Source organism: Pseudacidobacterium ailaaui (assembly GCF_000688455.1).
GTDB classification, from domain to species: Bacteria; Acidobacteriota; Terriglobia; order Terriglobales; family Acidobacteriaceae; genus Pseudacidobacterium; species Pseudacidobacterium ailaaui.
The window spans coordinates 2,726,187-2,746,575 of sequence record NZ_JIAL01000001.1 but is presented as its reverse complement, the minus strand read 5'-3'; the positions used below and the strand labels follow the sequence as shown (position 1 = coordinate 2,746,575).

The 20,389-nt window shown below is 54.3% G+C and carries 14 protein-coding genes; 9 read left to right on the top strand and 5 right to left on the bottom strand.

The genetic code is table 11. From position 1 onward, the window contains the following. Positions 1–138: 138 nt before the first annotated feature. The 3 genes from N655_RS0112315 (at position 139) to N655_RS18770 (ending at position 2,248) form a co-directional block, all read left to right on the top strand. Positions 139–1,164 (top strand): ThiF family adenylyltransferase, encoded by a 1,026-nt coding sequence (locus N655_RS0112315; RefSeq protein WP_026443233.1) that lies wholly within the window; start codon positions 139–141, stop codon positions 1,162–1,164. A 173-nt stretch (positions 1,165–1,337) separates the two neighbouring features. Further along, positions 1,338–1,964 carry an RNA polymerase sigma factor gene (locus N655_RS0112310; protein WP_238324715.1) on the top strand — a complete coding sequence of 209 codons (627 nt, stop codon included), beginning with the start codon at positions 1,338–1,340 and terminating at the stop codon, positions 1,962–1,964. Then, positions 1,961–2,248 carry a hypothetical protein gene (locus N655_RS18770; RefSeq protein WP_238324713.1) on the top strand — a complete coding sequence of 96 codons (288 nt, stop codon included), beginning with the start codon at positions 1,961–1,963 and terminating at the stop codon, positions 2,246–2,248. Before N655_RS0112310 ends, N655_RS18770 begins: the two co-directional genes overlap by 4 nt. A 222-nt stretch (positions 2,249–2,470) precedes the next feature. On the opposite strand, the gene csb2 is transcribed toward N655_RS18770, so the two are convergent. Genes csb2 through cas3g form a run of 4 tightly spaced genes read right to left on the bottom strand, consistent with a single transcriptional unit; the run spans position 2,471 to position 9,734 of the window. Then, on the bottom strand, positions 2,471–4,630 hold the full coding sequence (csb2, locus tag N655_RS19950; protein WP_049961410.1) for a type I-G CRISPR-associated protein Csb2: 2,160 nt from the start codon (positions 4,628–4,630) through the stop codon (positions 2,471–2,473). After that, positions 4,627–5,964 (bottom strand): type I-G CRISPR-associated RAMP protein Csb1/Cas7g, encoded by a 1,338-nt coding sequence (gene cas7g / locus N655_RS20785; RefSeq protein WP_049961409.1) that lies wholly within the window; start codon positions 5,962–5,964, stop codon positions 4,627–4,629. Before cas7g ends, csb2 begins: the two co-directional genes overlap by 4 nt. Before the next feature lie 51 nt (positions 5,965–6,015). Next, positions 6,016–6,891: a type I-G CRISPR-associated protein Cas8g2 gene (gene cas8g2 / locus N655_RS0112290; RefSeq protein WP_026443231.1), complete on the bottom strand. Its 876-nt coding sequence runs from the start codon at positions 6,889–6,891 to the stop codon at positions 6,016–6,018. Then, positions 6,891–9,734 carry a type I-G CRISPR-associated helicase/endonuclease Cas3g gene (gene cas3g, locus N655_RS0112285; RefSeq protein WP_026443230.1) on the bottom strand — a complete coding sequence of 948 codons (2,844 nt, stop codon included), beginning with the start codon at positions 9,732–9,734 and terminating at the stop codon, positions 6,891–6,893. The genes cas8g2 and cas3g overlap by 1 nt, the downstream gene beginning before the upstream one ends. A 471-nt stretch (positions 9,735–10,205) precedes the next feature. Between cas3g and cas2 the strand changes: the two genes are divergently transcribed. The 6 genes from cas2 (at position 10,206) to N655_RS0112250 (ending at position 15,083) form a co-directional block, all read left to right on the top strand. Beyond that, positions 10,206–10,457, top strand: a complete 252-nt coding sequence (gene cas2, locus N655_RS21210) for a CRISPR-associated endonuclease Cas2 (protein ID WP_044934582.1) — start codon at positions 10,206–10,208, stop codon at positions 10,455–10,457. Positions 10,458–10,767: 310 nt separating this feature from the next. Further along, a complete protein-coding gene (locus N655_RS20690) occupies positions 10,768–11,013 on the top strand; it encodes a hypothetical protein (protein WP_162173550.1) in 246 nt (81 codons plus the stop codon). An 819-nt stretch (positions 11,014–11,832) separates the two neighbouring features. Next, positions 11,833–13,305: a carboxypeptidase-like regulatory domain-containing protein gene (locus tag N655_RS19945; protein WP_162173549.1), complete on the top strand. Its 1,473-nt coding sequence runs from the start codon at positions 11,833–11,835 to the stop codon at positions 13,303–13,305. Then, a complete protein-coding gene (locus tag N655_RS19940) occupies positions 13,280–14,239 on the top strand; it encodes an outer membrane beta-barrel protein (RefSeq protein ID WP_490327960.1) in 960 nt (319 codons plus the stop codon). Before N655_RS19945 ends, N655_RS19940 begins: the two co-directional genes overlap by 26 nt. Then, positions 14,239–14,547 carry an ATP-binding protein gene (locus N655_RS0112255; protein ID WP_026443227.1) on the top strand — a complete coding sequence of 103 codons (309 nt, stop codon included), beginning with the start codon at positions 14,239–14,241 and terminating at the stop codon, positions 14,545–14,547. The genes N655_RS19940 and N655_RS0112255 overlap by 1 nt, the downstream gene beginning before the upstream one ends. Continuing rightward, a complete protein-coding gene (locus tag N655_RS0112250; protein WP_026443226.1) occupies positions 14,544–15,083 on the top strand; it encodes a DUF234 domain-containing protein in 540 nt (179 codons plus the stop codon). The genes N655_RS0112255 and N655_RS0112250 overlap by 4 nt, the downstream gene beginning before the upstream one ends. Here the strand turns inward: N655_RS0112250 and N655_RS0112245 are convergent. Continuing rightward, positions 15,080–19,900: a DUF3320 domain-containing protein gene (locus N655_RS0112245; RefSeq protein ID WP_026443225.1), complete on the bottom strand. Its 4,821-nt coding sequence runs from the start codon at positions 19,898–19,900 to the stop codon at positions 15,080–15,082. The genes N655_RS0112250 and N655_RS0112245 overlap by 4 nt on opposite strands. Positions 19,901–20,389: the final 489 nt, after the last annotated feature.

Genomic DNA, 20,389 nt, shown 5'->3' with positions numbered 1-20,389 from the left:
CAAAAAAACAATCAGATTCTCTCGATATGGACTCAGTTTTCTTAAGATGCTGCTTACCGTCAAATCAGCAACTCCGGGCCTGTAACCTGCCCAGGTGCTTTCACTTTTATACTAATCAGGAAGCGAGATAATCAGCAGATGACTGTCGCACAGCTTACCGCCCGATATTCCCGCCAGGTCCTTTATCCAGGAATTGGCGAAGAGGGCCAGAAAAAACTGGGCCAGGCCCACGTGGCTGTTGTGGGCTGCGGGGCCACCGGGGCGGCTGCCGCCAGCCTTTTGGCCCGCGCGGGAGTCGGTACGCTCACCCTCATCGATCGCGACTTTGTGGAAGAAAGCAATCTCCAGCGGCAGGTGCTCTTTGACGAATCCGATGCTGCGCAGTCTTTGCCAAAAGCTGAGGCGGCGCGACGCAAGATCATGAGCTTTAACAGCGGTATTACTGTTCACGCTCATGTAGCTGACCTGGTCCCGGCCAACCTGCATGAGCTCCTGAGAGATGCAGCCATCATTCTTGATGCCACGGACAACTTTGAGACCCGCTATCTGCTGAATGATTATGCTGTGGAACAAAACAAGCCGTGGATCTATGCGGCTGCAATCGGCGCATATGCGGTTACCATGAATGTGCTGCCTGGCAACACGGCCTGCCTGGCTTGTATCTTTCCCAAGCCTCCGCAAGGCACCGTAGAAACGTGTGATACTGCTGGAATCCTTAATACGGCCGTCAACCTGGCTGCTTCCGTTGAAGTTACGGAAGCAATCAAGTTCATTGTGGGCGCCCAACACCAGATAAGGCGCAGCCTGCTTTCTTTCGATCTGTGGACCAATGAACGCTCTGAAGTGCCAACAGGCCGCCCGCGGCCGGACTGTGAGGTGTGCCAACAGCATGATTTTCGGCATCTTAGGGGCGAAGGCCGTCCACACATAACCCTTTGCGGGCGTAACTCTGTACAAATCCATGAGAGGCACCGTCCAGTGGACTTCCACGAGATGGAAAAACGCCTTGTCCGTCACGGAACTGTACGCTACAACAACCTGCTGCTCAGATTTGAGTATGGACCCTATGTGTTGACGCTTTTTGCTGATGGCCGCACCATTGTGCAGGGCACTACTGATGTGACCCAGGCCCGGACCCTGTATGCGCGATTTATTGGCTCCTGAAGCCCACGGACAACCATTTGGCATCTTTTCTCTTCTAAGCTCCTTAGTCTCCAAACAGAATGATCAGAATGAAGACGTCATAGATTCATAAATGCGGTCCTCGATTCAGGCAGTCGATTGACGAAATACTTCCAGCAATGGAATTTTGAATTTTTCATATAAGCAGAGTGCGAATGAGCGCAAACGTACAAACCAAACCGATACAGCATATGCGGCGCAATCCCCCGATTGAAGGCGAAGCTGATGCCATCGCACGTGCCCAGGCAGGAGACGCCAAGGCTTTTGAAACCTTATATTCTCTGCATAAGCGGAGGGTCTATTCTTTGTGCCTGCGCATGTTGGGCAATGTTGCAGAGGCCGAAGACCTGACGCAGGAAGCCTTCCTCCAGCTCTATCGCAAGATCGGTACTTTCCGGGGTGATTCGGCATTCTCTACATGGCTGCACAGGCTGGCGGTCAACGTTGTTCTGATGCACCTGCGGAAGAAGGGCCTGCCTCAGGTGTCTCTGGAAGAGACCCTGGAGCCATCGCAGGAAGACGGGCCACGCAAAGACATCGGAGAAAGAGATCTTGTGCTGTCCGGTTCTCTGGACCGCGTAGCCTTGGAACGCGCCGTGGAGAACCTCCCTCCAGGATATAGACTGGTTTTTGTTCTGCATGACGTAGAAGGTTACGAACATAACGAAATTGCTGAAATGCTGGATTGCTCGATTGGCAACAGCAAATCTCAACTGCATAAAGCACGCATGAAGTTGCGTGATTTGCTCCGCTCAGGACAGCGCAAGGAGTCAGTGGCATGAGTGGACACCAAAACACGCACGGCAAGGGAACCATGAATTGCGCGGAATTTCAAGAAAAACTGCCGGAACTTTTTGAGTCGGGCGTGGATGTCAGCAATGATCCACATGTAAAAAACTGCGAGAACTGTGCCGCTTTGGTGCGCGATCTTGAATATATCGCGTCACAGGCGAAGCTCCTGCTGCCGATCCATGACCCTAGCCCGAAGGTCTGGGACAACATTCAGTCCGCCATTCGCGGCAACGAGGGCAGCAAAGAAACAGTGAGTGCCGGGAAAAGAATGTAGGCCTCATCCGGCACTCTGACCAGAATACGTCTCTCGCGCGAGTACTGATGTAATGAGAATTTTCTGTAAAAGTCCCACCTTTATATAGGTAGCCTGATAGACCAGCTAAACTTTGACATGGAAAGTCACGTCAGAGCAACCAGAATTGCCTCTCTGCTTGCAACTATGAAGTTTTGGGGCTGGCACAGTTGCTTCTAAGACAAGTTTTGATGGCCTCAGTGTTCACATGCTGCATGCAAATAAGCCACCGCCGAAATGCATTGTCTTCCCCAGCAGGACGGGGCCCGGAACGGCCACCTTGAACTGTAATAGCAAACTTCTGCCTTTCATCCATACTACGAATGGCGCCGGCAACCGGCGACGCTGCACTTCCTGCAACACATCTTCGTGCAGGGAGTCGCTGCCATTGCGCTTGGCATGTCGCGTGGGCACGTAGGGTGTAGTTGACGTCCACTCTCTGGAAGCGGCAAACAGCGGGTCAGCTTCGGGGGTAATATCCACCTGTTCCAGATCCAGTTTGCCAGCTCGTCCTGCGCGCAGTTCGCTTAAACCGGCTAACGCGCGCTCCAGTGTTTTCAAATGCGCGTATTCATCCTTGAAGGGGTTCCGATGTTCTATTAAGTGCGGAGCGATCACCAGCAGACGCTGGCGCGCTAAGTCGGGCACGAAAGCCAAGTGCGTGTGCACGCCGCGTCGCGCTGTAGAAGCATCAAGTTCGTGGCCACAGAAGAAGACGGGAAGAGCATCCGTATCCCGAAGATGCATGATGTCCCGCACGCGGGCCATCACGGCGCGCCGCAGTGCACGCGCCAGATGCAAAGGCTCGGCATCGGCGGCCAAGCCATCCACGATGCTGAATGCCACTACGCCTTCTACCTGTTGAACCGGAGCCATCAGGCCTAGGCCGCAGTAACGCCCGTTGCCCAGTATCAGTGGCCCACAGACGGCTTCGGCAAATTCAATTTCTGCATGCCACAGCTGATGTTTGGAAAAACGGGTACCATTGGCAAAGGCTTCCGCGCGTTCTCCATTAGCAGAGAAGGGTTCGCGTTGCACACGGATGCCGACAACTTTCTCACGCCGACCAGCATGGCGCAACGCCTGTAGAACAGTGTGGCAGACACGCCTCTGTTCGTCGGCACGCTCTTTGCCACTCTTAATTTCCTCGTGCGGTCTTGCAGGGGGGATCCGCCGACGCTTCGCATCTTCCGGCAGGACAAGTGGGGTCACACTGCGCCACAGGCGGGCAGAATGTTCTTCCTCCACGCCGTAATGAGCCAGCATAGAGTCATCTTCCGTCCTCACCAGCTCGACCGGTGAAGAGAGGATCTCGCCCGTTACATCATCGTGCACGGGAGGGGCCACTTCCAGGCCCGCGAAGCCCCAAACCATGTCGTCTACGCGGATCGGGCAATTCGGCGGAACCTCCACCAGCACTCGGCGGATGCCGGGGTGGGCATGGACATGGCCGATGGACGGTAGCGGTATAATGCGGACGCGCTGCGTCTTGTCGGCTTCGGTTGCGTTGCGACCGATCAGCACTTTCTCCACTACACCACTGCCATTAAAGTGCCGTTCAAGCCGCGCGCATGCGCCGTCACGCAACGTCCGCACCAACGCTGCTGCACTTTTCAATGGCCAAGGCGCAAAAGGTGTGCCGGGTGCGGTGGTGCACCGCAGTTCGAACAGCAGGTGTGTTGTCGTGCTATTGTAGGCCACAGCCCGAAAACGCGGCTTGGGTGCGTTCGCAAACTGGATTTTGCCGTTGACGTACGAGAAACGTTGGGCGTTCGCTTGGTGCCGGGTTTCCAGGCTGACGAGCGAACCCTCGTCAGGGCAATCCAATGCCAGGCCCTTGCCGCCCCGTGATGGCCGATAGATGGCGCCGGGATAATCGCTCAGTAGTTTTTCGGTCCTTGCTTCATCGATCTGCTCGCCCACCGCCCAAGCCATATCCACGCCACGGCCAAGCTGATAAAGGCCATCGGCGATGTTGCAGATGCATTGGGCTTGGCTCTCATCGCCATCAAAATGCCAGATGTAGAGCAGAGGTACAGTGGCATCAAACAGGCGCGGGCGGATGCGCTTCGTGGCGCTGCGAATCTCCGCGATGCGCCGAATGTCGCCATCCTTGGCGTCCAGGTCATTGTTCGGAACGAACAGATTGATCGGCTGTCCTGTGTAAGCTGTCGGCGCAGCAATCATCGGAGCGTCGAGTTTCTCAAACCATCTCAGCGCCTTACGTTTTTCGTCGTTCAGCCTAGGGCGAGCTGCAGCCGCCACCAGTGCCTGGAACAGGCGCGCGGGCGACGGCGGCCAGTCACCCGCGCCGTGGTAGCGGCCATCATGGAAGCGAACGGAGATGAGAAGGGCTTTGCTCATGGCGTAGTTGTTTCTTCTTCCGCATCCTTCTTGGCAATGATTTTCTTGGCCGCCGCGAGATCAAACTTGTGTTCAAGCGGAAGAGGTCTTTCTTCCCCCGCATTGTCCTTCTCGTTCGGCCACCTCGCCTTGAACGGTTCGGCAGCAGTCGTTGCCAGTTTCACGAGGTCGTCGCGGTCAGGAAAGCCGGCAATAGATATCGGTGCGCCACGGCGCGGAACCATTTTCCATTCGTCCTTCTCATCAGCGTAACGAAGCAGACAGCCTTCGCGCAGGGACAGTTCAAGTTCAGAAGTCGCGGCGAGCAAGGCAAGGCTCAGTAAGTATTTGCGAATCTGCTCCGTTTCACCATCCGCACCACGCAATGCCCGTAGCGCAACGAGATTGATGGTGACATCGCGATAAATCGGGCCTTTGGCAAGCACGCCGCCGAGCGTGCGGCGCTCTGGGTTCGGAGAACCGTTGCGAAACTCTGTCATCTGCTTGGCCGCGTTCTGGCTGACCTTCCTGAATACAACAGGCGCATCCGCAAATCCCCTTTCAGACAGCTTGACTCTCTTGGCCTGCGCTTCCTTTTCGAGCTCTTCCTGCTGCGCCTCGTCCAGTGACTTCCATGCAGAATTGAATTGCGCGGCAGAGAACAGCGGCTCAACATCCCACGCCCGAATGATGGAGCGCACAAGCCGGGGACGCTTCTCGCCCGTTCCATCGCGCGAATCCCACACGCCGAACAAAAGCGAAGTTGGCGCAATAGCGCATAAGGGGGTGGCGTTGCCGTTGCGGTTGAGTTCTTGAAACGCATTGTTGATGTGTGGCAACAGCGTGGGCGTGGCCTTCACCACGGCATCGGCGCTGCGGTGCGCCAAGTCCAGAAGCGATTGCCGCCGCTCCAAATTGGCGATCCAAAGTTGTTTCAGTTCATCAATTTCTTTCTTTTCGAGTTCTTTTTTTATTTCTTCAGAAGAAGCCAGCCTTTTGACCAGCTTTTTCTTTGCATCCTGGTCATCAGGCACGGGGTTCAAAATAATTTCCACCTGCGGCACAAGCGCGGCCAGCGGATTCAACTCCTCGCCCTTTTCGTTCTTAATCGACTTGAATATCGGTTCCATGCGATTGGCCTGTGAACCTACGCTATCGATGGTCGCCACCTTGGTGCCGTCGGACAACGTGTCGATGTTGTAGCCGATGTCCGCATAGGTCGGCGGAAAGATCACGCCGCCTTCGCCCTCCACAGGCAGCAGCTTCTGCTTCAAGTGTAAGGCGACTGGACCGTTTGGGTCGGTGGCCCATTGGTCGAGTAATTCTTCGGTGACGGTGATTTCAGCGGTGCTCATGTGTATTCTCCTGTTGTCTAAAGTGACGATGGTACTGGTAGGTGGCATGGATCATTCTTCGGTCACCGTCGTAATGCAACGAGCCTGATTTTCCTGACCCGGCCAACCCAAATTCATGCGGAAGCAACGCTGTGGAAACGGCAGTACATGCGCGCCGAGCGCGACACGCAAGAGGGGCGGAGCGAGTAGCCCTGCATCTTGCGCATCGCTACCAATGACGCCATAGCGATACAAGAGCTTGTTGCGCTTGTCAGGCCGCTGTGGACGTGCATGAGTCATGCCTATGGCTGCAAACAACTCCACCAGCGGGTAACCCACCATCTCGATGTCCCCATGCTCGTTCGGCGAGAACCCTGCATCTAATGGAATGTAATCTCTGTGCCAGTCAAACCGAAAACTGCTGCTCTGTGGTGCTCGCAGTGCGAAAGGATTGGCAGTGTGAGCAAGCGCTTGCTTTTCTACCAAGTCCACCGCATCGCGCCACAATGCTGCCCCCGGATACCCGCCCGAACCTGCCCAAAATTTCACGTTGTCGCGCACAGTGCCGTCGCCCCAGTGATTTACTTGAAATACCCTGCCGTCCCTGGAAAGTTCAATGGGTAAGGTGGCGGGGCTATTTGGCGAAGGAAAGGGAAATGCCTCATCTTCACCGATCTCTCTCGTCTGCACATTCCACTTTGCTGTATTTATTTTATTGGCCGAGGGTGATAAGGATTTAAGATCTGCACCTATTACAAATTCGATTGCAGCCTTGAACGGGCATTCGTCTCCATTCGCTGCGAGGCGAAACCAGACCTGCTCCTTATCACTCCAATCAAACCCCGCTTCGGCATCGCCGAGCAGCACATCAGCCAGTTCCATGAAGCCGAGGCAGGCGAACACCTGGCCCGGGTTGAACAAGTCCACCGGGATTTTTGATTCGGCCATCAGTTCTTCTCCCTCTTGTCGTTGTCACGCGACGCCTGCACATCGGCAGCGCGCAGCAGCGATTCCCACCATGCCAGGCCCCACGGCCCCCAACGTTTTTGCAGGCGGGCAAAGCGCAGGGCCACTTCGCAGGCGCGTTCTTCCAACATTGAAGGAGGCGCATCATCACAGCCACTGGTAGCGATCAAGGGCCGTGCGTAACCGTGATGTGCGGCAATCAGATGCAAGGCAAGGTCTTGCAGTTCTTCCGGGAGCTTCTTGAACTCGGCGTCATCTTTCGCATGGGGTAGCGAACCAAATTCGTGCCGGTAACCGCCCAGCATTTGTTGATGGATAGGGCCGCGCGTTTTGGCCAAGTCGCCCGATATGCCAAATTTCTTCTTGTCACGCTCTGCCTGGAAGGCTTTCTGCCAGCACCTGGCGCGCTTGCCTTCGTCGTGCAATCGCGCGGCGATTGCCAGCATGGCGATATAGTCCTCTGGAAGACCGAGCCGTTTACCAATCGCTTCTGCACGCTTCGTTGTCCAGCACTGGTGCTCAGCCAGCGCCTGTGGCCGCCCTTCCGCGCGGTCGTTCTCGGTGTTCGAGGTGTCGCGCCATTTCTGGATGGAGAGCCAGCGCGTGATTTCGCCGTCGTCGCTACGTTCCAACACAAAGCGCTGGCTTTCAAGCCAGGCATCATCGCTGTCTTCTGCGGACTTCGTATCGCGTTCGACGATGCGGAAGCGAATAACGGGCGGCGTCTCTCCGTCTGTATCCATCCAGTGCGCATCGCCATCGGCAGTTTCAGGCAATTGCAACCTCTCCCTGTCGGGACTCAACCAGCCATCTTTCTCGTCCTTTTTTAGCAAGCCATCCTTCAAGCCACCGAAGTTCGCAGTGAGGACGAGAGTTTTGCCTGTCAGTTTTTTCTCTATGTCTTTATGGCGCTCTTTGTCACTTTCTAAATCACCCAGCAAGTCCTTCACATACAAGGCTTGGGCGAACTTGCCATCCACAGTCAGCAATATGCCGCATACATGATCGTTTACTTCTACGTCGAATTTACTGGCCCGAGCCTTCAACCACTTCATAACGGAGAATGCTTCCGTTTCCAGCGTTTCGCTCGTATGGATCGGCGCAGCCTCGAAGAAATCCTCGATTTCTTTTTTCGTCACCTGCGGCTTTGTACGCACCGGCAGGTACTTGCGCCACACCACCGTCGTTTGCGGCTCCTCGTCCACCCAGCCACGCAGCCAAGGTGCGATTTCAGGCCGCCCGGTATGTTCTGGCAGAGAGGTCATGCTCCAGGCATCCACCAGCGCGCGGTTCAGTGCCGGACGCAGCGGCGCAGGAGAACTGGCATCAGCGATGAGTTGACGCAGGGTGTCGTCCTTGCTGGCGCGTTCATTCAGTTGGCGCAAAGATTCAGGACTGACGCTGATTGTCGCGCTATGAACGTCACGCAATTTTTCGAGCAGTTGCTTGACGCCTCGGTAGATGCGTATGCGCATCTGCTCATCGGCAGTCGGCGCTTCCTGCTTTTTAGGTTGGGGCTCGCCTTCATCAATGACCACTATATTCGCTAGCCGATTTTCGCCTCCGCGCCGGTTCACGCGCCCGAAGCGTTGCACCATTCGTTCCCAGGCCACCAGATCGCAAACCAGATGGTCAGCATCCAGGTCTATGCCGACTTCACCTGCCGAAGTAGCCACAAGGAAGGCTGGCGCCGTTTGCTTACCAGTGTCTGCAAGAAACCCCAATTCCTTCAACCGCTGTTCGGCCATGGTGCGTTCTCTCACCCGGCGTGCGCCTACGAAAAGCTCTGTTCTTCCTTTGGAGACGGTTTCCTCGGCTTTTTTGTCAAGCGCAGCCTTGGTTTTTTCCGCCACGTCGCGCGAATCGCAGTAGACGATGACACGCACGGGCTTGAGACTAGTATTCGTATTCTCGCCGTTGTTTGGTTCTTGCGTCTCTCGTGCGGCGGCCCAGGCTAGCTTGGCCAAGCCATCTTCGAGTTTCTCGCCGCTTTTTGCATGCAAGGTCAGGTGCTTTTCTGCGAAAAGGCGTGGCAGGACGATGGCATCATCGGGATTACGAAAATCCCTTTCTTCCAGCACAAACGGGCGCGCCGTTTGTCTGCGCCCGGTGGCTGATAGTGGCAATAGTTGAAATTTCGGAATCAGTGCTCCAAGTGCTTTCTCCTGCGAACCATATCGTCCAGCATTTTCGGCGATCTCGGCCAGCAGCGCTTCAAAAGGTGGAACCAGATGCGCCTCGTCCAGCAGCACCAGCGTGTCTGCTCCAAGTAGTCCAGCGTGATAAGGCCGCATCTTGGGGCTGACTCCATAGCCCTCGAAGAGCAGCCGTGAGCCGACCATGTCGACCGTGCCGACGATGATGGCAGGATGCGATGGGTCTTCCAACCAGTCGCGGTTATCTACGAATTGGCCCCGCAAAGTGGAGATGGGTAGGGCTTCGGCCTCTCCCAACCCTAGTGCGTCACGCAGCTCTATGGCTTCAATATTCTGAAGATTAGCGCGCAGGTCTTCGGCAAAATGCGTCGCCTGGTCGACCACAGCGCGGCGGTCCACCACATAAACCATACGGCGTGGCAAACTGACTTGGCCTGACTTCATCTGCTGTGCCAAAGCAACCAGCCAAATAGCCATGACCGCTGTCTTACCCAGACCTGTGGGCATGCTGACCGAAGAAGGCAACGCGCCGTTAGCAAAGTATTCGTCGTACAGGCGCTGTTGCCACCTCATTGGCGTGAAGCCTGTCAGTATTTCAAATTGCTTGGCAAACACTATCACATCTCTCAGTGTTTCTTGCCCGTTATTCATGCCGATCGACTCTTTCATGGTTTGCCAGAGGCCTGTCCAAATATTTCGTTACATAGTTTGGATCATTTGGATAATCTGATCCGTTCGCTGTGCGCTTTCAATCGCAGGTAGACTATCATGCCCATCACCCGGCCCAATACCCCCTAACCGCGTTTCCAACGCGAGACAAGAGTTACCAGCCATTTTGCCAAAGCTAGTCGGAGCACTCAGGAGATCAGACCCCATCTTGTCTGCCATGCGGCCTTGGCAATCAAAGAAAGCAGCCAGTCGAGTATTGTTTAACAAGAAAAACGAACGGAAATCCATAGCGCATACCAAAACAGGGACCGTAAAAGGATTGGAGGCCGAGCAAAATAACGCTCGCAGCAGAGGCAACCGAAGCAGCGTCTCCCACGACGATCATATTTCACCCCGCCATTGCATGGGAGCATATAAACGAAAGAAAACACGTTAACACGCTCTACGCAAACCAAGCCGTTGAGAAGTACCATGCGGAGTTCTTATCTTGTCTGTTACGACATTTCGGATGATAAGCGCCTGGAGAAGGTCTTCAAGCTGATACGCGGATTTGGAGGTCACCTTCAGTTTTGCGTGTTTGAGTGCCAATTCACGGCATCGGACCTGGTTCGTTGCCGGGAAGCCTTGCGCACGATCATTCCTCACGAAGAGTGTCGGCTTGATCCTTCGGCGAACAGAGCATTTGCGGAACTTTCACATTTTTTCCCAACAGTCGTCGGTTGATTCTTTTCGAGTCAAGCAATTCCATTTTCAGTTCTCATTGGCACAAAAGGTATCAGAATAATTGGTTTCCTTCCTGAAGAACGACTAGCTAATATTCACGCAGCATGTCGGGATGAGCATGAGCTCTGTTTTTATTTGCACGATGCAATGGTCAGTCTCTAGAAAGGGACAGATGAAGTGCGCGCACCATATTGAACGTCAAATTTGAGCTCTCGGAAGAGCTTGATTGCTTCTTCAAGAAAAACGACCCAATCGGATACTTCTTAGGCCGCAATGAGACTGACATCGCGCGCCAGATTGCTCTGAATGTATGACGCTGATGCTGCGTATTCCGGGCACCACCAGAACAATAAAAGCCAGTTGTCCGTTTGGAGTTTTTGCACATGTGGCCGCTGCATCGATTTTAACTACAGCATCGATCAAGCCATTTGCTACGGCACGAGCGCTTTCTGGCAATGTTGCAAAGATAGAACTGTTGTCTATGGTGAGCTTGAGCCAAACCCTCTGTGAGGGTGTACATTGGGGCGAAAGCCTATGGAGCGCACCGTGGCAATGACACTGACATACTGAGATTCTTCATCACCGCTCAGTAACCGCCTCAAATTGGCAGGTCGAGGTGAAGGTACTGGAGCTTTCCCGAGCTTCTGGATGGAATCAGCTGTCACGGTGGGTGAGAAGATTCCGACGTTGGAATGACCTTTGATTTTGAGCTCATCGCCGGGAGCAAAGTCTTTCGGGTGGCTCCAATCAATCCAGATGCCGGACGTTCGGTCTTCAACAAAGAGCCCATAGTCCGTGGTACAGGTCACCACCGCATGAAGTGTGACCGAGATTGCTCTCGCAGCATCTTCCGAGCTAAGAACGAGTACATCGCGCGCGTGCTCGATGAATCGTGGTACAGACTGTGCACAGCAGAGGCTCAAGCCCAGACAATACGAAATGACGAAAAGCCTCTTTGCGACCTGCAAGCAATGGCGACCGATCCTGCTCCATGACCGGTGGACATGTTGGACCCGGGACCTATCCCCAGGACGGGTGCGAACCGCAGCAAAGAACGGGCATAGTTTCGTTGCTTCCGTCCAGCTCATGAGCGACATGCTTCATTTTATTCGTGTGTGCCCCCTCAAGTGCTACGTCGTCGATCCATCGGAGCGATGAGTAGTACATTTGTGCGATTCGCCAACGGGACGTATGTAGCATCTCCGTCTTGACAATTGTGGGATTCCCTTAACCTGCGGAAGTGCGATTGCCGATCATTTCTCCCGATGGGTAGCATTCACCAGCTTTGCATTTCCATAGAAGAGTTACGCCGAAGTGAAACCGCTCGGCGAGCTTCCACAGAGAGAGAAGGACAATATCGATGCATGTAACGCGAATGCTACGAACACTTATGGGGGCTTTCGCCAGTATCCTGATTTTCACGTCTGTTTCGTCTGCTCAAGTGACGAACGCCACACTTACGGGCACGGTTGCCGATACGACCGGCGCCGCAGTTCCTGGAGCCCATTTCCACGTCGAAAACTCCGCGACGAACGCAAGCCAGGACACAGTGACCAACGCCTCCGGCGTCTACAACGTCGGCCGGTTGCTGCCCGGCCCTTATACCGTCACGGTCGATGCCAACGGCTTCAAAAGAAAGATCCAGACCGAAATCACTCTGACCGTAGGACAGAATGCCACCGTCGATATCGCGCTCGAGGTAGGAAGCACCAACGAGACCGTCACAGTGACAGGCGGCGCGGCCCTCGTGAATACAACCAACAGCGAGATCAGCCAGGTCATCGGCGAGAACTCCGTCAAAGAGCTTCCGCTCAATGGCCGCAATCCCGCGAATCTGGTCTTTCTGACTCCAGGTATCAGCAACGTCATGTTTTCTACGGCCAGCAAATTACAGGGAGGTCAGTCCCTCCCGGATGAAACCGGAGCCTCCGCGGGCGGCGGCAGACAGGGGAGCACTTACTATCTCCTCGATGGTGCGCCGAATATGAACACCTACCTGCTACTGGCAGCGCCGTTTCCAAATTCGGACGCGACCCAGGAGTTCAAAGTCATCTCCAACAACTTCGATGCCCGCTACGGTTTCGCACCGAATGCAGTGGTCAGCGTGCAAACGAAATCGGGCACCAATCAGATTCACGGCGACCTTTTCGAGTTCATTCGCAATAACAACCTGAACGCCGCGAACTACTTCTCGCACGCCGTCGATTCACTGAAGAGAAATCAATTTGGTGGCGACGTCGGAGGCCCGATCCTCAAAGACAAGCTCTTCTTCTTTGTGAACTACCAGGGAACTAGGGAAAGCACCAACGCAGCAAGGAATACGACATATACGCCGACCCAGGCGATGCTCAACGGCGATTTCAGTGCGGTACCCACAACCCTTAAGGCTCCGTTCGCTACGGTCAACGGAAAGCCGAATCAGGTCAACCCTGCTCTCTTCAACAGTGCCGCAGTGACGATCGCAACGACCGCCCTCCCTCTCGGACAGACGCCAGCGACCGGTTTGACGAATTATGCCGGACCGGCTCAGCACGACTCCTATAACGAAGGAACGGCGAGGATCGATTACACGATCAACGACAATCAACATCTCTTCGTCCGCAGCTTCACCCAGTATTACAACCAGAAGGGAGGTTCCGTGAATGGGAACATTCTGGCGTGGCTGCAGGCAATACCAGGCAAATACTTCAATGAGGCTATTGGCCACACCTGGGCGATCAATGCGAAAACCTTGAACAATATCACCCTGGACAGGCGAACATGTGAATGCGGCTGGCACAGTCAGAGACAATTAAGGAGATGCCTTCTGCTGGTCGAAAGTCATCAATGTTGTCGATCCTCCGGATAGCTGCTATATTGAACAGTTCAGCGTTACAAACAGCTTCAATACACACTCCCCGGAGCTCGAAGACGAAAACCACAGGACCTATGGCTTGACCGAGGCCGTAACACGTCAGTTCGGTCAGCACCATTCCGTGACGCTCGGTGTCGATGTCAACAGGCAGTTTGCACAGGAGTCTGCTGACTATCCTAGCGTGCCCATTCTGAAGTTCTCGAATAGATATACCGGCTTCGGCCTCGCCGACTTTCTGCTTGGAGATGTCTATCAATTCACACAGGGCGCCGGCGAGATCATCAGCGTCAAAGGCTGGCAGTTCGGTCTCTATGCGCAGGACCAATATCAGTTGAGGCCAAATCTCACTGTGAATCTTGTCGTGCGGTGGGATCCGAATACCCCTCCTGCTTCCGTGGGAGGTCGCGGGTCGGTCTTTGTCCCAGGGCAGCAGAGCACGCGGTTCCCCAACGCACCGCGTGGTATGGTCTTCCCGGGCGATACGGGGATTACCGACGCTCTTATGCCAACTACGTATGGCTACGTCGAGCCAAGAATCGGATTCAGCTGGCAGCCTTTCTTCAGCAAGGGGACAGCGGTCCGCAGCGGCTTCGGCATCTTCACGGCTCCGCTGCGCTACTCGCAGTACAATCACATCGCAGATATTGCCCCCTTCAGCCCAACCTTTACGTTTTACGCGAACCCTTCCCTCGGTCAGAACATTCCACTGAGCGATCCATGGTCAGGGACACCGCTCGGAACCATCCCTTTCCCGCCTTTCGCATCTCTCAAGACGAAACCAGCGTCGAACTCCACGTTTCAGATGCCGGTAACTCTAGGACAGGTCTTTGCGCCGAACTTTCGGCTCGGCATGATCCGCTTCAGTACGAAGATGTCGCCTGCTTCTACGCAAACAGCCCGCACTATGGCGTTGTTGAAAAGCTGCTAATGTACGGTGTTTTTGGCGGAACACCGCGGTATCACGCTCTGGTCGATCCGTCTCGCCCACCTGCCGAAGAGATTGTCACTCTCTTGATGCAGCCGCGCGCCATTCTCGAAAATGAAGTGCGCTTCCTCCTTGGCAGCGAACAGATTCGCGACCCTGCGCCTTACAACGCAATTCTTGCCGCGATTGCTGGCGGCGAAACAAAATTCAACGGCATTCAACAGTTGATCGGTGTGGAACGCGGGGCGCTTTCAAAGCCTTTGCGCAGCCTTCTGGAAACGGGGTTGGATTCGACGCGAATTGCCTTTTGACGAGCATTCCGAACGTCGCGCACTTGTACCGCGTTGCCGATCCGTTCCTGGCTTTCTGGTATCGCTTCGTCGCGCCGCTTGCCAGCGACTTGCAGTTTTCTGATCCTGCGGCTGTGTATGCCACCCATGTCGCGCCTCGCTTGGCCGAGTACATGGGCTGGTCGGTATTCGAGGAAATCTGCGGGCAGTGGCTTCAACGTCACGCAAAACAGCGTCTCGGCTTGACAGTTCGCAAGATGGCCCGCTATTGGAGCCGTGACGGTCGCATCGAAATCGACCTCATGGCGGAACTCGCTGACGGAACCTACCTCTTTGGCGAATGCAAGTGGCGCGCGGATAGTGTAATGCGCCTGATCGATCTGAGCGCGCTGCAAGCGAAGGTTGCCAGCTTGCCCGAGGCTCGCTGGCGGAACAAGCCCAGTTATGTCCTCTTCGCGTTGGGAGGCTTCTCGCCCGAATTGCTGCAGCTTGCCAGTGATCCGGCTGAACGGCTCTATCTCGTCGGGACTAAAGACTTGCTGCCAAAAGGTACTTAACGCACTGAGATATCTTGATTCAGTACTAAGGTCTCTCCCCTCAACTCCAATCTGCCTTCTTTGACTAGCTTCTCTCGTTGCTCTCCAATAGCCGCACGCATATCTTCGGTAATACGCGCAAATCCTAGGAGGCGACAGGCTGCAACTGCGACATCGGCGGCGGCCATTCCGTAGCTCTCCTTCACCGCCTGTTCTATGGCGGCACAAATCTCCTCGGGGGCCACATATTCAAGCTTCTTTTGCTGCGGCGGAAATTCAGAGCGATCACGAACCTGAACAGGAACGGGGTCATAAGACCAGAGAAATCCCTTGCGGCTCTCGAATTTCTTGTACATATGCCCGTAGGTGCAAGCACTTTGAAATGCCTTTTGAATGCGATTGCCAACACGCTGAATTCCTGCAGCATCTGCAATGCGCTTTGTAGCTTCCAGCCAATGAACAGGCCCTTCAACAGCAACCACTTGTTGCAGCCAGTTGGCCAGTTGTTCCCGCGAAACCTCGTGTAATTCCTGCATACCAAGATTGATTTTCATTTTTGCGAACTTATACCTTGTGCCGTTTAGCGACTGGATTGCCAAAGGCGGAGGATCGCTTAGATCGTCGGGGCGTCGTATGGGAGAGGATGCTGGTTTGACTTTCTGCTTGGTGCTCTCCTTCGGATTTTCGCCACGGTGCAGCTTGGCTTCTTCGATAGCCGCCTCCAAAGCCCTCATTTCCTTTTCGGGCGCTCGAAACCATGCGGTTGACCAAATGCGATGAATCTTCCAACCAAGGGACTCCAAGACCGCCTGACGAAGACGATCTCTGTCACGGGCTGAGCGAGCATTGTGGTACGCTGCCCCATCGCACTCAACGCCGAGCAGGTATCGGCCCGGAGAATCGGGGTCAACAACTGCCAGATCGAGAAAGAAGCCCGCTGAGCCAACTTGAGTATGGACGGTATGGCCTCGCATTTGAAGCGCGTTTACAACTTCTTCTTCAAACGGCGAATCTGATGCGCGGCCAGAAGCAAAAGGAACATCGAGTTGACCATGCTCGGCATAAGACAAGAAGGTCTTGAGTGCTCTTACACCATCGCCGCTGTTTTCTGTGTTGATGTCTTCCGAACAAATTCCGGTGAATACTTCGCATCGGATTCGGGCACGACTAAACAGCACGTTGAGCCGCCGTTCTCCCCCAGCGCGATTTACTGGCCCAAAACTGTTTGCCCAATAGCCTTCGGCAGTTCTCGCGTATCCGATGCTGATGAAAATCACATCCCGTTCATCACCCTGAACATTTTCCAAGTTCTTCACGAAGAATGGCTCATGTGATGTAGCTACAAAGAATTCCTCGCTTGCAGGTGAATGCCGCCTAAGCATTTCAAGTTGATCGAGGATCGCGTCACGCTGTGCAACGCTGAGTGCCGCCACTCCAAGCGTCAACCGTTCCTTTGCCGGTTTCTCCAGTTGCTCCTTTGCGTGACGAATCACTGCCTCCGCAACCGCTCTTGCTTCATTCGGATTTGTTCTTGTACGCGATCTGTCGTAGTGCGCGTTTTCAATGCGCCGATAAACCAATCCGACATTTTGTTTGTGCCGGTCAGGGCTTGGAAACACGACAAGCCGGTTATCGTAAAACAGATGATTCGACCCGGCAATCAGCGATTCATGTTTGCTGCGGTAGTGCCACCGAAGCATGCGCTGGTGCGCTCTTCTTGAGCAAAACAGTCCAAGAATGCTTTCAATATCGGATGTGGCAACGGCATCGTCGTCCTCTGTATCGGCGTCCTGCGCCACCATGGTTTCAAAAAAGCTCGTCGGAGGAAGCTGCTTGCTATCGCCGACCACGACCGTCTGTTTTCCACGAACAATCGCCCCCAGCGCATCCGCTGGTCTGACCTGGCTCGCTTCATCGAAGATCACGAGGTCGAAATTGATAGTGCCAGGCGGTAGAAAGTTTGCCACTGAAAGCGGGCTCATCAGAAAGACGGGTTTGATGGTCTGGACCACATTGCCCGCTTTGCTGATTAACTTGCGGATGGTCATGTGACGGGCCTTCTTCTCGAACTCTCTCCAAAGAACACTGATCTGGCCACTGTCAGTTCCATTCCTAGGCAGACCGTCAACGTGCTTTCTTGCGAGCGCCTCGCGCCTCAATTCGATATGACGCAAATCGAGTTCTCGAAAAGACTGGCATGTGCTTTTATGGCGCAGCACATCGAAAGATGAAAGAACGGGGCTATTCTGGAAAGCTGTCTCCAGAAGTTTCGATGCCCGCGTGTACTCGAAGAAGTCGAATAGATACCGCCCCGCATCCTTCCAAGTGTCTGCCAATTGCACAACACTCTCTAACCCGTCATCTTTGCACCGATCCCGATCTTGCAAATATGCTGCGATGCCATCGAGATCACCCACCGCTTCCGAAACAGACTTGAAGAAGGTAGCAGCGTCTTTGCCCCACTTCGTCGAAAGAGCTGCCCGAAGTGGACAAGAATTGGCGTCGCCGAGTTTCAACTTATCGGAAACTTCTTCCAAGCGCGTCCAATACGCTTGAACGAGAGTGTCAATTTCCGACAGACGTTCCAGAAGTGCAGCCTTATCTGAAAACGCAACTGCTGCGTTGAGGCACCATTCGTCGAATTGCCCTGCCTTTACACCGCGCTTTGTAGCAACGATCCACGCGAATTGACTCTTCAAGAGAGGCACATCGGATTGTTCATCTCTCCAATGAACCCCGTAGAGGCTTGAAAGAAGTTGCCTTGAAGATGCCAGGACAGCAGTACCCTTTGCTTCCGAACTGATGGCTTCAAGTATTTCGTTCATAGGCGCATTCGACTGACCGATGGGCTTGGTAATCAGCGCAGCGACCTCGCGCTTCAAAAATTTCCAGCGAGAGGAAAAGATTCTCCACCACTTGTGGCTCAGTTCATTTAGCACTGCTTGGAGTTGCGATACATCCGTGGACCATGCTTCCTCACGAATAAGACCTTGCCAGTGAGAGCGGATGCCTACGACATCCGAGAGGGCTGACAACGCAGACTCGATTTGCGACTCTTGGTTAAGCCAATCTGGATTCGCTGTGTCGATGCTTTCCAGTGGTGGGGCGAGTGCAACCTGTCTCGCGGTGGCACAAAGAGCGTCAAACGCTCTACGCGACTCTGGGGGTGTTTGACCAAGCATTGTTGCCACGTTGCACACGGCGATGTGAAGGGCTGCAGCTGTGGCTTCGGCGTCGTTCAGTGAACGGCAAATACTATCCTTGGTGGATGGCAGCACTACCTGAAGCTGGCTCCCCCAGAATAGATGTTGACTTGGTACGCCAATCTGCGAGACACGCTCCTGTAGTTGCTCAACGAGTTCTTGGCGGCGATAAACATCGGCAGATGTCCAGTTCAGGCAGTTGGAAATCTCCAGCCCGGGGCGTGCAATGCCACTCAGTTTCCTGTTTAGAGGCAAGACTAAACCGTAGAGATCACGGATGGTCTCACCCGATTTGCCAACTTGGGAATTGACCGCATTGCAGTATTCGTTTAGCCGAGTGATTGCTTCATCCAATGCAGCGACAGTCGATTCGTCGCGCCGGGCGGCTCTGGTTTGAAGCCATGCAGTCTGCTTCAACTCGCCGATAACTTCCTTCTTCTTGATCTTGTTGCTGTGCAATTCAAGGCACGCTGCTCCCAGTCCGATGCGATCTAGCCGACTCTTGACAACCTCAAGCGCAGCCTTTTTCTCAGCGACGAACAGCACTCTTTGCCCAGAGGCCAAGGCACCTGCGATCAGGTTGACAATTGTTTGCGATTTTCCGGTTCCGGGTGGCCCTTGAATCACCATATTTAGTCCGCGCTGCACGTCGAAAATGGCGAGCGACTGGGTGCTGTCGGCGTCCACGACGTGCGCGGTACTCGATGGAGGGATATGGTCATCGACGAATACGTCATCTGAGAGGGGTGATGCGTCCCCTGTAAAGGTACTTGCCCCGAGGAGGCGATTCAAAACGTCGTGGTTGAGCAGCATTGATTCGTCGTTCCACGTAGCTGGGTCAAGGTCTCGATACATCAAAAACTTTGCGAATGAGAAGAACCCCAGGACTACCGACTCTGGATCGACGCTCCAACCATCTTGCTTGGAAACAGCCTTACCAAAGGAATAGAGATAGGAGTCAACGTCGATCTCTTCCGAATCAGATAATCCATCCAGAACAAGACCAAACGACTGTTTTAGGTATTCCAGCAGACAGACATTCGGGGCCACGTCGTCGCCAGAGTATTTCAGATGGAACCCTTCGCCCGCACTTCGCCGCTCCAACTCGACTGGAATCAGCAATAGTGGTGCGCGGCGAACCTCATCGGCATTTTTGGAGTCTCGCCAGATGAGCATACCAAGGGCGATGAACAGGGTGTTGACTCCTTGCTCTTCAATCGAACTCTTGGCGGCGTAATAAGTAGCCAGGAGTCGTTTTTCTAATTCCTTTTCAGAAAGGCCTGTTGGCAACTCATTGGAATTGGGTTCAAAGCCCATTTGCTGCTGCGTCTGTGTTCTTTTACCCGACATCGTTCGCACAAGTGCGCGTCGATCATCTCGCTCGCTGTCCTCGGGCTCATAAAGCAGCCCCATGCGCGGCGTCGCTTCAATAGGAAGAAATGAAAGCTCTGCACCCTCGGTGACGAGCAGGCGGAAAACATCTGCTGGGGGCGTTTCAGGAACTTCGAGCCCTCGCGTTTTCAAGAGCCTATAATTAAGGAGGGGATTGCGCAGGCCAAAGTCAAGGAGGTCTTTACGAACCTCCGACAGGGTAAGGCGCAATTCTTCATTCGCGCGAGTTGGGGTCGTCGCCATACGTTACTTGCTCCATCTGGCATGGCATAACATTTATTCGCCAGCCCGCCTTCCCAGTCAGCAAGTCCTTCCGGGATTACGCCAGCGCGCGCAGAACGATTTCGCATTCTGACAGGTAAGTGCCGAACTGTTAAGGGCTTAGAACGTGCAAATTCCGGAACCGATGTTCTTGGTCACCAATTATAAAACGCAGCGAATTCTTAGCGAAAGCTCCAACCGCAACGGTCCCTCAACTCACCGGGTGGTACGCACCTCGAATGGCTGCCGAATTGACTCGATTACGGTCTTAGATTGTTCGAGTCTCATTCGAGCCGAGCACCAGACACGACCGTTCCTAAGCCGTGAGGCTTAGGGATGGTGTCTACCTTCAAAACGAGCGCAGCGAGAACGATCTTGGCCGGACTCAGCCGAAATGACGCCTGCGGATTCTGTCCGTGAAGACCGCAATACCGGCAAACTGGGCGTAGGGCCATGCTCCTGTAGGCTTCT

What these genes read in the sequence shown, in the direction of transcription:
- N655_RS20690 (WP_162173550.1), top strand. Translation starts at nt 10,768, where the DNA reads ATGACGCTGATGCTGCGTATTCCGGGCACCACCAGAACAATAAAAGCC.
- N655_RS18770 (WP_238324713.1), top strand. Translation starts at nt 1,961, where the DNA reads ATGAGTGGACACCAAAACACGCACGGCAAGGGAACCATGAATTGCGCG.
- N655_RS0112310 (WP_238324715.1), top strand. Translation starts at nt 1,338, where the DNA reads ATGAGCGCAAACGTACAAACCAAACCGATACAGCATATGCGGCGCAAT.
- cas8g2 (WP_026443231.1), bottom strand. Translation starts at nt 6,891, where the DNA reads ATGGCCGAATCAAAAATCCCGGTGGACTTGTTCAACCCGGGCCAGGTG.
- N655_RS0112245 (WP_026443225.1), bottom strand. Translation starts at nt 19,900, where the DNA reads ATGGCGACGACCCCAACTCGCGCGAATGAAGAATTGCGCCTTACCCTG.
- N655_RS19945 (WP_162173549.1), top strand. Translation starts at nt 11,833, where the DNA reads ATGCTACGAACACTTATGGGGGCTTTCGCCAGTATCCTGATTTTCACG.
- cas3g (WP_026443230.1), bottom strand. Translation starts at nt 9,734, where the DNA reads ATGAAAGAGTCGATCGGCATGAATAACGGGCAAGAAACACTGAGAGAT.
- cas2 (WP_044934582.1), top strand. Translation starts at nt 10,206, where the DNA reads ATGCGGAGTTCTTATCTTGTCTGTTACGACATTTCGGATGATAAGCGC.
- N655_RS0112315 (WP_026443233.1), top strand. Translation starts at nt 139, where the DNA reads ATGACTGTCGCACAGCTTACCGCCCGATATTCCCGCCAGGTCCTTTAT.
- cas7g (WP_049961409.1), bottom strand. Translation starts at nt 5,964, where the DNA reads ATGAGCACCGCTGAAATCACCGTCACCGAAGAATTACTCGACCAATGG.
- csb2 (WP_049961410.1), bottom strand. Translation starts at nt 4,630, where the DNA reads ATGAGCAAAGCCCTTCTCATCTCCGTTCGCTTCCATGATGGCCGCTAC.
- N655_RS0112255 (WP_026443227.1), top strand. Translation starts at nt 14,239, where the DNA reads ATGTACGGTGTTTTTGGCGGAACACCGCGGTATCACGCTCTGGTCGAT.